Source organism: Acinetobacter sp. ACNIH1 (assembly GCF_002934695.1).
Taxonomy (GTDB): domain Bacteria; phylum Pseudomonadota; class Gammaproteobacteria; order Pseudomonadales; family Moraxellaceae; genus Acinetobacter; species Acinetobacter variabilis.
In genome coordinates, this window is the sequence record NZ_CP026420.1 from 264,971 (window position 1) to 278,871 (window position 13,901).

Annotated in this window: 11 protein-coding genes; 6 read left to right on the forward strand and 5 right to left on the reverse strand. The window is 45.8% G+C overall.

The genetic code is table 11. The annotated features are described in order from the left end of the window. The first annotated feature begins 6 nt into the window (after positions 1-6). Together C3F22_RS01410 and C3F22_RS01415 are read left to right on the forward strand one after the other, a co-directional pair. Positions 7-330, forward strand: coding sequence for a proton-translocating transhydrogenase family protein (locus C3F22_RS01410; protein WP_004783638.1), 324 nt, complete (start codon positions 7-9; stop codon positions 328-330). Positions 331-333: 3 nt separating this feature from the next. Then, positions 334-1,779, forward strand: a complete 1,446-nt coding sequence (locus C3F22_RS01415; protein WP_005233873.1) for an NAD(P)(+) transhydrogenase (Re/Si-specific) subunit beta — start codon at positions 334-336, stop codon at positions 1,777-1,779. A 319-nt stretch (positions 1,780-2,098) separates the two neighbouring features. Here the strand turns inward: C3F22_RS01415 and rsfS are convergent, their stop codons facing one another. The 5 genes from rsfS to C3F22_RS01440 form a co-directional block, all read right to left on the reverse strand. After that, positions 2,099-2,500 carry a ribosome silencing factor gene (gene rsfS, locus C3F22_RS01420; protein ID WP_004783634.1) on the reverse strand — a complete coding sequence of 134 codons (402 nt, stop codon included), beginning with the start codon at positions 2,498-2,500 and terminating at the stop codon, positions 2,099-2,101. Positions 2,501-2,581: 81 nt separating this feature from the next. Next, positions 2,582-3,370 (reverse strand): hydroxypyruvate isomerase family protein, encoded by a 789-nt coding sequence (locus C3F22_RS01425; RefSeq protein WP_104425736.1) that lies wholly within the window; start codon positions 3,368-3,370, stop codon positions 2,582-2,584. Between the two features lie 40 nt (positions 3,371-3,410). After that, positions 3,411-4,277 carry an NAD(P)-dependent oxidoreductase gene (locus tag C3F22_RS01430; RefSeq protein WP_104425737.1) on the reverse strand — a complete coding sequence of 289 codons (867 nt, stop codon included), beginning with the start codon at positions 4,275-4,277 and terminating at the stop codon, positions 3,411-3,413. A 36-nt stretch (positions 4,278-4,313) separates the two neighbouring features. Next, the gene (locus tag C3F22_RS01435; protein WP_104425738.1) at positions 4,314-5,102 is read right to left on the reverse strand and encodes a crotonase/enoyl-CoA hydratase family protein; all 789 of its coding nucleotides are present in this window, start codon (positions 5,100-5,102) and stop codon (positions 4,314-4,316) included. Positions 5,103-5,204: 102 nt separating this feature from the next. Then, positions 5,205-8,012, reverse strand: a complete 2,808-nt coding sequence (locus C3F22_RS01440; RefSeq protein ID WP_104425739.1) for an ATP-binding protein — start codon at positions 8,010-8,012, stop codon at positions 5,205-5,207. A gap of 331 nt (positions 8,013-8,343) precedes the next feature. On the opposite strand from C3F22_RS01440, the gene cysM reads away from it, so the two are divergent. From cysM to C3F22_RS01460, 4 genes are read left to right on the forward strand one after another with little or no spacing between them, the layout of a single operon-like run. Further along, complete coding sequence (gene cysM / locus C3F22_RS01445; RefSeq protein ID WP_104425740.1) at positions 8,344-9,273, forward strand: cysteine synthase CysM; 930 nt, start codon at positions 8,344-8,346, stop codon at positions 9,271-9,273. A 17-nt stretch (positions 9,274-9,290) separates the two neighbouring features. Continuing rightward, the gene (locus C3F22_RS01450; RefSeq protein ID WP_104425741.1) at positions 9,291-10,109 is read left to right on the forward strand and encodes a 3'-5' exonuclease; all 819 of its coding nucleotides are present in this window, start codon (positions 9,291-9,293) and stop codon (positions 10,107-10,109) included. A gap of 6 nt (positions 10,110-10,115) precedes the next feature. Next, the gene (gene rlmD / locus C3F22_RS01455) at positions 10,116-11,492 is read left to right on the forward strand and encodes a 23S rRNA (uracil(1939)-C(5))-methyltransferase RlmD (protein ID WP_104425742.1); all 1,377 of its coding nucleotides are present in this window, start codon (positions 10,116-10,118) and stop codon (positions 11,490-11,492) included. A 44-nt stretch (positions 11,493-11,536) separates the two neighbouring features. Then, on the forward strand, positions 11,537-13,846 hold the full coding sequence (locus C3F22_RS01460; protein ID WP_104425743.1) for a RelA/SpoT family protein: 2,310 nt from the start codon (positions 11,537-11,539) through the stop codon (positions 13,844-13,846). The last annotated feature ends 55 nt before the right edge of the window (positions 13,847-13,901 follow it).

Below are 13,901 nucleotides of genomic sequence, written 5' to 3' on the forward strand. Positions count from 1 at the left end.
AGACTCATGGTTGAAACAATTACGATTTTCGTCCTGGCCATCTTCGTGGGTTACTACGTGGTTTGGGGGGTAACACCAGCACTACATACGCCATTGATGGCGGTGACCAATGCCTTGTCTTCGATTATTATCGTGGGCGCAATGATTCAAACTGTTGGCTTGCCAATGGTGGGCGTTGAAGGCAGTGTGGATTTCCAGACCATTAACGTGGTGAGTGTACTGGGGGCAATCGCAGTATTTCTGGCGAGCATTAATATTTTCGGTGGCTTTGCCGTGACTGCACGTATGCTGGAAATGTTCAAACCTAAGCAAAAGAAAAAAGAGGGTTAATACATGGAATTTATTCGAGAGTATGCGGATTGGTTCTACCTGATTGGCGCCGTTCTTTTTATCTTAACGCTACGTGGTTTGTCTGGCCCTAAAACTGCAATTGCAGGTAACCGTTACGGTATGATCGCAATGGCGATTGCTGTAGTGACCACATTCTTTGTTGCTGAAAATCCAGTAGTCTGGATGATTCTTGCAGCCATGGCTGCGGGTGCAGTGGTGGGTATTGCGCGTGCACGTACTGTACCAATGACCCAGATGCCAGAAACAGTAGCACTCATGCACTCATTGGTGGGTCTGGCTGCGGTACTGATTGCAGTTGCAGCAATTATCCATAACAACAAGCTGGTTGAATTAGGACCGGACTTGTTAGCTGCAAATGGTGTGACTTTCCATGAAATGAGCAAGGTTCACCTGTTTGAACTGTTTGTGGGCTGTTTTGTGGGGGCGATTACCTTTACTGCTTCTGTATTTGCATACGGTAAGCTGGCCGCTAAGAAATGGGCAAAAACCATTTCAGGTGGCTGGGTAAAACCGGTTCAGGCATTGATCTTTGTCGCAATGCTGGCAGCAGGGATTCACTTCTTCCTGACAGGTAGCATGACATCTTTCTGGGCAATGACTGGTCTTGCACTGGCATTTGGCTGGGTATGGATTGCACCAGTAGGCGGTGGCGATATGCCGGTTGTGGTTTCGCTATTGAACTCATTCTCAGGCTGGGCAGCAGCAGGGATTGGTTTCACACTCGAAAACAACATGCTGATCGTTGCAGGTTCGCTGGTTGGTTCTTCAGGTGCGATTCTGTCTTACATCATGTGTAAAGCGATGAACCGTTCAATCATCAACGTATTGTTTGGTGGTGCAATGGGGGGTGCAGCTGCGCCGACAGCAGCTGCGGGTGCACAAGTGCAACGTAATTACCGTTCAGGTTCTGCAGATGATGCTGGCTTCTTAATGTCAAATGCAGACAGCGTTGTAATTGTACCGGGTTATGGTATGGCACAAGGCCGTGCACAAAACGCAGTCAAAGAGCTGGCAAACTTGCTGAAAGAGCAGGGCGTGACTGTACGTTTTGCGATTCATCCGGTTGCTGGTCGTATGCCAGGTCATATGAACGTATTGCTTGCAGAAGCTGATGTTCCTTATGAAGACATTCTGGAAATGGACGAGATTAACTCGGACTTCCCGGCAACTGACGTAGTACTGGTCATTGGTGCAAACGACGTGGTAAACCCGGCTGCAAAAGATGATCCGAACTCACCGATCTACGGCATGCCAATTCTGGAAGCTCACAAGGCGCGTACCATTATGGTCATCAAGCGTTCTATGGCGACTGGTTATGCAGGTCTGGACAATGACCTGTTCTATAACGACAAGACCATGATGATTTTCGGTGATGCGAAGAAAGTTGTGGAAGATATGACCAAAGCGATTAATGGTACAGGTCACTAAGACTTTCCATTCACTGGATCATCTAAAATCCCCCTTTTAAAAGGGGGATTTTTTCCATTTAAATTATAGATAAATTCTCCCTCTTATATGAAAGCTGAACCGGAAAGAATTACAAAATAAAATTAGCTACGGTGTTTTATTTTTAGAAAATTGGTCTGGATAAAATTGCAACAAAACGTTTAAAAATTAGACTGACTGATTAAAACCTCAAAAAAGCGAATTCATTAAAGTTGCTACTCCATAAATTTCCTGTTGGATTCAAGTTAAACAATATAAAAAAAGCGACCTACATAGGTCGCTTTTTTTGAATATTCGATATTTATGCTACAGAATCTGCAGGATTGCGCCATAGGCTTTCTAGGTCATAGAATTTACGCGCTGTAGGCAGCATGCAGTGCACTACAACAAAACCTAGATCAATCAGGATCCATTCTGCATCACGTTCGCCTTCGATACCAAGCGGACGGAAACCTGCTTTACGTGCTTCTTCAGCAACATTATCTGCAAGTGATTTGATATGACGGGTTGATGTACCGCTTGCAATCACCATGGCATCTGCCACGTTACTGATGCTAGCAACATCAAGCTGAACAACTTCTTTAGCCTTTACATCTTCAAGGGCTGCATGTACAACTTTCAAGCATGCGTTTACTGCTTGTGCATGAGAATTCATAGTGTGATCGTGAGAATTAGAAGCGCTGGGCGATGGTTCTAAATTCATAGGGAGTATAATTTCCTAACAATTATGCATGATCTAATATAGCGGTTTTAGCCCAAAATTTCAAATGTACCTTCCGTCGCTTTAGTCATACTCTGGGAAGAACTGTTCTTTCCAGCCAAAGGACTCTCCCGAAGTTCCCAGAGGTTTATATTCGGCTGCGACATAACCATTGTATTGGCTATTCTCTAACCATTGAAAAATTTCATAATATGGAATGGAAGCCGTATTTGGTTGATGACGCCCCGGGCAGTCTGCAAACTGGATATGACCAATCTCTGCAATATTTTCTTTTAAGGCTTCAAGTACATCTTCACCCATCATGGCCATATGATAACAGTCATATTGCATTTTTAAGGCAGGATGATTGACAGCTTCTAGCATCTCCTGAGCTTGAGCTACATTCTGAATCAGGAAACGTGGCATATCCTGACCATTGATCATTTCAAAGACCGGCTGAATCTGATAATCAGAGAGCATGGAGCAGGCAATTTTCAGATTAGTCGCCAAGGTGTTCAGGCAAGGAAGCAGGTCACAATCCAGTGGCTGTTTGCCAGCCAGAATATTGACACTCGGCACATTCAGAGCAGTCGCATATTGAATGGCTTGCTCTACGGCATGACGAAACTCGATTTCCTGTCCAGGGATACCGGCCAGACCGTGTCCACCTAGCATCAGATCACCAGCAGGCACATTAATCAGGCAGATATCCAGATCATGCAACTGAAGCTGCTGCTGAATCTGCTCAATACTCAGTTCATAGGGGAACTGGATTTCCACATGCTTAAAACCGTGCGCATGAGCCAAGGCAAAACGTTCTAACAGCGGTACTTCCGTAAAAATCATGGAGAGGTTAACGGCGAGTTTGGTCATGGGCTTTTCCTTGCTCAAGGCAGAATATTGAAATGTAATATTAGCGGTCTACGTGCTTGATAACAGTGGCTAGATCGGCTTCAGCAAATCCGTCTTGCTGATGGGTTTTGAGTTGAGACAGGGCTTGGCTGGCCACAGGAATATCCAAAGATAAAGTAGCTGCCAGTTGCACAGCATTGCTCAGGTCTTTAGACAATGTCTGCACTTTCCATTGCACGGGTTCAAACGTCTGGCTGGCCATACGTGGGGCTAGAATTTGAAAAGGCTTGGAGTCAGCAAAACCACCGGCTAATGCTGGTGCAAGCAGGGCAGTATCCACACCGGCACGATCAGCCAAAGCCACTGCCTCAGCTATCAGGGTGCTATTCGCTGCCACAATCAGCTGATTACAGATTTTAGTCGCCTGACCGGTTCCAGTATCACCCATGCGAGTGACACGTTGTGAAAGCACCTTATAAATTGGATCAAGTGCGGTAATAGTTTCTGCATCACCACCAGCGAAGATCACTAGCGTGCCTTGTTCTGCACCGGCTGTACCGCCAGACACAGGAGAGTCAATCCAGATGGCTTGTTTAGCTTGGGCCCGTTCAGCTAGAGTTTTGGTTTGATGTACAGAAAGACTGGAAAAATCGACAATAACCTGTCCAGCCACCAGATCTGGTTGAATCTGCTTAAAGACCGATTGCACCGCAGCATCATCTGCCAGACAAGTCAGAATAACCGGATAATTTGCAATTTGATCTAGAGATAGCGGAGTGGCTCCCAGTGCAAGCAAAGGATCGCAGGCACTGGCCGTGCGGTTCCAGACTGCAACTCGGAAACCAGCTTTCAGCAAGCGGGTTGCCATACGACTGCCCATGAGTCCCATACCTAAAAAGGCAATTTTGCTATCACGATCGAATTGCATTTTATCTCTCATCTTTTGATTTTGCTTCAGCCATAATTATCGATATTGACGTGGCACAAACTGCACGTCCGGATCTTTATCCTTTTTACGTGCCAGTTGGCTGTTTTTGCCGAGTAACAGTTTAAGCTGCCAGATTTTTTCCATACGCAGTGACTTGTTGGGTTTGTGTTCCATCGCATCCAGCACAAATTTAGAGGCCATCAAGGCATCTGGAGAGCGTTGTAACATTTCTTCAGCCAAAGCCTGTGCTTTTGCTAATGGCTGCTCATCGACATGGGTGATCAGACCAATTTCTTTGGCACAGGCACCTTCAAAAATACGTGCGGTTAAAGTCAGCTCTTTGGCCAAATCAATCCCGATCAGACCTTTGAGAGAACGCGTTAGCCCCATATCTGGTACTAGACCCCAACGAGTTTCCATAATTGACATTTTGGTCGCAGGATGGGCGATTCGGATATCCGCGGCCAACGCAAGTTGCATACCTGCACCAAAGCAGAAACCTTCAATGGCTGCAATGACGGGTACAGGCAGTTCCTGCCAGACCAGAAAAGCTTTCTGAAATAAGCTCTGTCCAGGACGAATCAGTTCCCAGGCCGCATAGGCCCGATTTTTAGGATTATTTAAATCGGCCAAGTCAATGCCGGCACTAAAGACCTGCGCTTCACCGGTTAAAATGACACACCGCACCGACTTGTCTTTTTTAATCCGGTTCGCAATCTGCACCAGTTCACGCAGCAGGGCAAAGCTCATGGCATTACGTTTATCTGGACGGCTGAGAGTAACCGTGGCAATTCCATTATTTTTTTCAAAGCGTACAAGTGACATGGTATTCATCCTTAATTTTTCTGTAAGCGAGCATAGCATGAGCAATCTGTGCTTGCATGACAGTGCAGTCATACAGATATGAGTAAGTAAAACAGCAATTTTTTAACCACTATGCTTGTTTAAAATTTGCTGAGCTGCCTGTTCTACCTGCTCAATCACTGCTTTCAGTTCATCCAGATATTTCAGTACTTCCTGAACAAAACTGTCATCGGCCTTACGGCGTTCCTTACGCAAGGTCGAGACAAACTGCTCAAAACTTCCGGTAACTTTTTGCAGAGTCGGTGTGCCGACATAACGGGTTGCCCCATAGAGACGGTGCAAAACATGTTCCAGCTGCGGAAAATCTTCCAGCTCAATTAATTGCTCAATTTCATCCAGCTCTTTTTCAAAACTGTCGACCAGCATGCTAAGCAGATCGACTGCCAGATCTTCTTTATTGGCTGCCAGTTGCAAGCTTTGTTGCCAATCCAGAATATTCGGATCCAGCGCATCAATGACATTGGCACGTTCCAGCACTGGAATCTTTTTAAAACTTTCAGTCGTCCACTGCGTCAGGATCTGCACGATCTGATCAATCTGAATTGGCTTGGTGACATAATCATCCATACCATTTTGCAACAGTTTTTGCTTCTCGTCGGAAAGGGCATGTGCTGTCAGAGCAATAATCGGTAAACGTTGATGATTTTCGAAAGTTGATTCCAGTGAACGGATTGCACGGGTGGTATCGATACCGGACATCACTGGCATCTGGATATCCATAAACACCAGATCAAAAGATGGCAGGCCCTGTTCATAACGGCTCTGAATGATATCAATCGCTTCCTGTCCGCTAATGGCTTTGGTCGTAGTGACATTCAGTTCGGCCAACAAGGCTTCCAGAACAATCAGGTTCGGCAGATGGTCATCAACGGCAAGGATATGCAGTCCCTGACCATTAAAGTCTTCATGCTGTTCCTGATCAAAGACGGGTTGATTGCCGAGTAGCTGAATCAGGGCACTACGACTGAGTGGCTGATGCAGAGCACGGGCACGATGATCATTCAGCATGTTCGGATCAAGCTGCATTTGATAACCATACACAGCCAGATGTCCCTGATAGCGAGAACGAATTTCTGTCAGTAAGGCTTGGCTATCACCACTATGGTCAACAATCAGCCAGGTATTCTCGATATTTTGTAAATGGTTCAGACGGCTAAACAGATCCAGAATGGATGTCGATTCAATATGTTTAACGTGATAATTTTCCAGATAATGTCTTAATACATTCGCTGTTGCCGGATGGGCGAGATAAGACACAACCGTCAGATCACTGAAATCCGGGTGCTCATGGATAATATCTTCATCCACCGGGAATTGGGCGGTAAACCAGAAGGTTGAGCCTTTTTCTGTTGGAGCACGTTCCTGATTATCTTCAAATCCGATTTGACCATGCATCAGGTGGACCAGTTGTTTGGAAATGGCCAGGCCTAAACCTGTACCGCCGAATTGGCGGGTGACCGAGGTATCGCCTTGCGAGAAGGATTCAAACAGTTTTTTACGGTCAGTTCCGCTCAGGCCAATGCCGCTGTCCTGAACACTGAAATGCAGCAGACATTGCCCAATATCATCGTGCTCTATGCGTGCCCGAACAATGATTTCGCCGTCTGGAGTAAACTTGATCGCATTAGAAATCAGGTTGGTCAGAATCTGCTTAAAGCGTAGTACATCACCAATCACATGTTTCGGTACATTGTCTGCAAAATAGAATGCCATATCGATATGCTTCTGTGCAGCCAGTGGCGAGAGCATGTCCATCACATCAAAGATAGCTTCTTCCAGATCAAAAGGTGCAGTTTCCAGTTCCAGTTTGCCAGCATCAATCTTGGAGAAATCCAGTACATCATTGATCAGGGCCAGCAGATGTGCAGAAGATTTGCGGATGGTCTGTAAATACAGGCTTTGCTCATTGCTAAGATTGCCTTGACGCAGCAGCAGGTGAATAAAACCATCAATACTGTTTAAGGGTGTGCGTAATTCATGAGAAATATTGGCCAGAAATACCGACTTGGCCTGGTTGGCCGAAATAGCTTGGTCACGTGCCTGACGATAAGTAATATTTTGAACTTCTAAAGTATCCAGGGTACGGCGCAAATCGTCTTCGGTCTGTTCGGTATGCTCACGCAATTCCAGAAAGCTGAAATGCAGACGTTTCACCACATTGGCAATATCACGTTGTAATAAGCGTAGTTCACCGGTACTGTTAATTACCATATGCTGATCTAGGGTATCGGCATTCAGGCGTTGTAGCTGCATGCGAATTTCATACATCGGTGCAATCCAGCGACGTGAATAGAAATTCAGACATAACAACAAGAGCAATAAGGTCAATAAGCCGGTCGCAATCAAAACGATCAAGACCCGGTAGCGGGCAATTTCTAAGGGCTGATTGTCCAGTTCGATCGCCAGCCAGCCTGCATTCATGCCATTTTCATTTACCTTGACTGCATAAATATGATTGTTTTTATCTAATATCGGGCCAACAAAATTGCCATCTTTTTTAAAGTCAGGCCAAGGCGCCTGTTCCTGAAAACCAATGCCGAGTTTACTTTTGCCATTTTCATCCAGAATAGCCGCACGAACCAGATGCTTTTCATTCAGCATATTCTGCATGGCGGCATGAGCCTGCTCATATTGCCATGGGTACAGGCTCAAAATGTCCAGTGCATATTCAGAAGTGGCCTGAAAACGGGTCAGAATCGCAATGGCCATCTGCTTTTGCTGGGCACGAGCGGCATTGGAAGTTTCCGAGATTACCAGAGCAGCGCCGACACAGGCCAGAATAGTAATGGGTACAAAAATCAGTGCAATCAGCTGTCCATAAGCATGATTTAAGTGTAGGCGTTTAAACAGCTTTTTGTTGATATTTGACATGATTCAAGCAGTATTTTCCTTATGCTCTGCATATTAGCATGCTTTAAATCTACTGTTAAAATTTCAGCATTCTTTTTCTAAAGCTTCAGATTAAGGCAGAAAATAAAAACCATTATGCTGAACAGTCATTATGGGTGTTTGAGCAAACCTTTTCAGGGGCAGATGTGAGCTAAGTCACTGTCATGATTAAGGAGTTTTATCAAGCTAAAACAGGACGAATTGGCCATGCCGATCGTGATTTATACAGTTTTATGCAAAAGCACTGCTATAAATGGGTGCAGGGAAATGCATTTTTTCATACAATAGCCGCACCTCGATATAGGTGCAAATAATGAGTAATACCACCCCTGATTTTCAAGCAGACGAATTTTTACTGGACCATTATGTAGGCAAAACGCCACTGGTGCGTTTGCAGCGTCTGGCTAGTCACACTCAAGCCACAGTACTCGCAAAACTCGAAGGAAATAATCCGGCAGGCTCGGTCAAGGACCGTCCAGCGTATAACATGATCATGCAGGCGGAAAAGCGCGGACAGATCAAACCGGGTGATACCTTGATTGAGGCGACCAGCGGAAATACAGGGATTGCATTGGCGATGGTTGCGGCCATGCGCGGTTACAAAATGCAGCTGATTATGCCGAATAACATGAGTCAGGAACGTAAGGACGCAATGCGTGCTTATGGCGCTGAACTGATTGAAGTGACCAAAGAGCAGGGTATGGAAAGTGCGCGTGACCTGGCCTTGCAAATGCAGGCTGATGGTAAAGGTTTGGTGTTAAACCAATTTGGTAACCCAGACAATGTCGAAGCACATTACCTGACCACAGGTCCTGAAATCTGGCAGCAAACTGGCGGCAAGATTACGCACTTTGTCAGCTCAATGGGTACTACAGGTACGATCATGGGGGTATCTAAATATCTGAAAGAAATGAATCCGGATATTCAGATTGTGGGCCTACAACCATCTGATGGTTCTAGCATTGCCGGTATCCGTCGCTGGCCAGAAGAATATTTGCCAACGATTTTCGATCGTAGTCGTATCGACCATATTATCGATATTCCACAGATTGAAGCGGAACGTACTATGCGTAAACTGGCACAAAAAGAAGGTATCAGTGCCGGTACATCTTCTGGCGGTGCAGTTTGGGCATCCATCAAGCTTGCAGAAGAAAATCCAGATGCAGTGATTGTATGTATTATCTGTGACCGTGGTGACCGTTACTTGTCTACAGGCTTGTTCTCTGTACAAGACCCTGAATAATTTTTGAGAAATCTTTTATGCGCCTGCCTGTTTTAACTTTCGATATTGAAACCCAAACCGATCTTAAATCAGGCGCGCATCTGTTTGCTCTGGATCTGCCCGAGGCTGATCTGGATCAGGCCCTGACCAAATTACGCCGTCAGGAATCAGGCTCGGACTTTCAGCGTCTGCCACTGCATGAGATTGTCTGTATTTCCGGTTTATGGATGGATGAACAGGGCATGCGCCTGTTTTCTTTCAGCCGTGAACAGTACAGCGAAGCAGAGATTTTAAAAAAATTCTTATCCATTTTTGACAAGCGTCATCCGACGCTAGTCAGTTGGAATGGCTCACAATTTGACCTGCCGGTTATTCTTTATCGGGCCATGTATCATGGCTTATCTGCGCCAAGTCTGTTCGATCAGGGCGAAATTGATACGCAAAAGCGTTATAATAACTACCAGAATCGTTACCATCAGCGTCACGTCGATTTGATGGATGTCATGGCCATGTTTCATGCCCGTCATTTTCAGAAACTGGATGATGTTGCTCATTTATTGGGTTATCCAGGCAAGCGTGGTGATGGTGGCTATCATGTACCTGAATATGTACGTAACCAGCAATGGAACGCACTCACCAGCTATTGCGAAGGTGATGTGCTCAATACCTGGTTAGTCTATATTCGCTGGCTGTTGCTAAAAGGCCAGTTGATGTTGCCTGATTATCAGCATCTGGTGCAGAGTACGATTCAATACCTGCATACCCAGCCGCAACATGCAGATTTTTTATCAGTCTGGCGTGAAACCTCACAAAGAACTGAATTTACCCGTTTTGATTTTCCCATCTCCACATCCTAGGTTTTCATGAAACGTCGAGCACAACCACGTCCAGCACCGCAATCCGAGTATATTTTTCAGGTTGAATCACTCTCACATGAAGGACGTGGCATCGCTCACTATGGTTCACATCCGGACCATCCGCTTGAAAAGCATGGCAAGAAAGTCTTTATCCGTTATGCCTTGCCAGGTGAAACCGTTCGTGCCCGCATTACCCGTGAAGTTAAAAAACTGGAAGAGGCGGATAGCCTTGAGTTAATCAGTGAGGCTTCCGAGATCAGGGTCAAACCTGTGTGTCCACATTTTGGCGTATGCGGTGGCTGTAATATGCAGCATATCCATCCCGATGCGCAGATTGAACTTAAGCAGAATGTTCTGAAATCACATTTGCAGCATTTTGCCGGGATCCAGCCTGAGGAGTGGCTGCCACCGCTACGTTCACAACGTGAAGATTACCGTCGAAAAGCCCGGATTGGGGTACGTTATCTGCCTCAAAAAGAGAAGCTGGTGGTTGGTTTTCGTGAAAACCAGTCCAATAAGCTGACTTCGATTGACCGTTGCATGATTCTGGATCGTGAGTTTGGATCAGTTACACGTCTTAAACAATTGCTCCAAAGTCTCGATGGTCAGGCAGATATTGGTCATATAGAATTGGCTATGGGTGATCATGACATTGCGTTGCTCATTCGTGAAACCGCAGAATTATCGGTAACAGATGTCAACCGATTGCGCCAATTTACGTTGGAGAAAGGTTGGCAGCTTTATTTGCAACCTGCAGGCCAAGATTATTTGAAGCGGATTGATGAGCCTGAACAGGCAGCACGCTTACACTATGGTCTTGATGACTTTGATGTGGAATTCGGTTTTAATCCATTGGACTTCACTCAGGTCAATTCAACGATCAATCCGCAGATGGTTCGCTTGGCATGTGATTTGCTTCAATTACAGCAAGGCGAACGCGTTCTGGATCTGTTTTGTGGATTAGGAAACTTCTCTTTGCCACTGGCGCGTTGTGTTGGTGCATCTGGTCGGGTGGTTGCGGTTGAGGGGAGTGAGGAAATGGTGCAACGCGGTGCAGAAAATGCTAACCATAATGGTATTGCACAAGTTTCGTTCTATTCACAAGATTTAACCAAAGATTTTTCGCACCAGTCTTGGGCAAATCAGGGATTTGATGCATTATTAATCGACCCGCCACGTGCTGGAGCAGAAGAAGTTATGCATTATATCCCTCAGTTTGGTGCCAAAAGAATCGTTTATGTGTCATGTAATCCCGCTACGCTTGCAAGAGATGCAGGGCTACTGGTACAACAGGGTTATCAGCTAACCAAAGCCGGTGTGATGGATATGTTTACGCATACCGGACATGTCGAGTCGATTGCCTTGTTCGAAAAAGAAAATTAAATAAACGATCAAAGAGATGATGTATCTAAAAGTAGGAGAAGGGTATGGTCACAGTACGTGAGCAACTGCCTGGGCGGCTCAATGAGTTGTCACAGGAGGCGACTGTAGAACATGCCGAACAAGCACAGCAGGATCTGACTGAATGGTTAGATCGGGTTCGTGGCATATTAGACGGGGCTCCCCTGAAGCAGCTCGAAGAAGTTGCCCGTTTAACCTTAGAAAAAGAGCTACAAAGTACGGTTCAGCATCGCTCTAATACCTTCTATACCGGTATTGAAATGGCGGATATTCTCGCGCATCTCTATGTCGATGAAGATACCTTGTCTGCTGCCATGCTTTACCGCGCAGTACGTGAAGGCGTCATGCCACTTGCAGAAGTGCAGGAAAAATTCGGTGAACAGGTCTACAGCTTGATCAAAGGCACGCTGTCCATGGGTAAGCTGTCTGAGCTGATTGAAAAAAATAAACGCCTGGAAGACCACTTCAATAATAACCAGCGTGAGCACCTGTCTGGCATTTACAAGATGCTGATTTCAGTGACAGAAGATGTCCGCGTCGTGTTAATCAAGCTGGCAGAACGTACCTATGCACTGCGTGAGCTGGCTAATTCTTCACGTGAACGGCAAGAACGGGTCGCACGAGAAATTCTCACCATTTATTCTCCTTTAGCGCATCGTCTCGGGATTGCCCAGCTGAAATGGGAACTCGAAGATCTAGCCTTCCGCTATCTGGTGCCGGAACGCTATAAAGAAATCGCCTCTTTGCTGAATGAAAAGCGTCTGGAACGCGAACAATATATTCAGTTCGTGATTGATAAATTGCGTGAAGAGCTGGCAGAACACGGCATTGAAGCTGAAATTAACGGCCGGGTGAAGCACATTTATTCGATCTATCGAAAAATGAAAAGCAAGAGCCTGAGCTTCGACCAGCTGTATGATATCCGTGCACTACGTGTACTGGTGAAAAGTGTGCCTGAATGCTATCACACGCTCGGAATTGTACATCAATTGTGGCGACATATTCCGCATCAATTTGATGACTATATTACCAATCCGAAAGCCAATGGCTATCGCTCTTTACACACAGCTGTGATTGCGGAAAACAAGTCACTTGAAGTGCAGATTCGTACTTATACGATGCATGAAGAGGCCGAGCTTGGCGTATGCTCGCACTTCAACTATAAGGAAGGTTCGAAAAATACCGATACTTCCTTTAATCATCGTCTGCATTCCCTGCGTGCAGTGATTGAGCATTATCAAGAACGCAATGAAGCCAGTGCGCATAAAGATGAAGAAGAGGAAGTTGAAAATTTTGAACACATTCAAGATTTTGAAGGCTTCGAAAAAATCTATGTGTTCAGCCGTGATGGTGATATTAAAGAGTTGCCACGGGGGTCAACCGTACTCGACTTTGCCTATCACGTGCACACAGAAGTCGGCAACAAATGCTATGCGGCTCGGGTCAACCAGCGCTATGTGCCTTTAACCTATGCCTTGAAAACCGGGGAACAGGTCGAGATTCTGACCAAGAAAGACCGTGAACCAAATCGGGACTGGTTGGTCAATTCGCTGGGTTATATCAAGACTGCACGCGCCCGTGACAAGTTACGTCATTGGTTCCGTCAGCAGGATCGCAGTAAGAACTTGGAAGTGGGTCGTGAAATTCTGAATAAAGAATTGGCACGTTTGGCAATTCATCCAAAATCAATCGACTTGGGTGATTATTGCAACCATTTCAATGTGAAGAGTGGCGAAGATATTCTGATTGGTCTGGTGAATGGTGATATTAGCCTGCATGCTCTGATCAATCAGGTCAATCGCCATATGCATCTGGATCAGGATGAGCCTGAACTGGTGCTGAAACCAGCCTTGAATCCGCGTGCCAGCCATACCTTGTCTGCACATGGTATTCTAATTGATGGTCTGGATAACGTCGAACTGCATGTAGCCCAGTGCTGTCAGCCAGTCCATGGTGAATCGATTGCGGGATATATTACCTTGAATCGCGGTGTAAGCATCCATAAGGTAGCTTGTCCGGATTATGTACGTATGATCAGCCAAGAACCGGAACGTGCAGTAGAAGCCGACTGGGAAATGCAGCCGACTCGTGGCCAAAGTGTACAGATCGTGGTGGAAGCCTATGACCGTCGTGGCCTGCTCAAAGATCTGACTCAGGTGATTTTCTCGGATCAGATCAATATCCGTCAGGTAAATACCATTTCAGAAGCAGATGGTATTGCCAATATGAAGCTGTTGATTGAAGTCAAAGGTCTGGCTCAACTTTCCAAACTATTGGCCCGTCTTGAACAGCAGCCGGGAATTATCAGTGCACGCCGTCTGGTACAAGGCAACTGATTCTTTTTCGTGTCTTGTCCTGAAATAGATTGACAGTATTCCACTTCAAACCGAG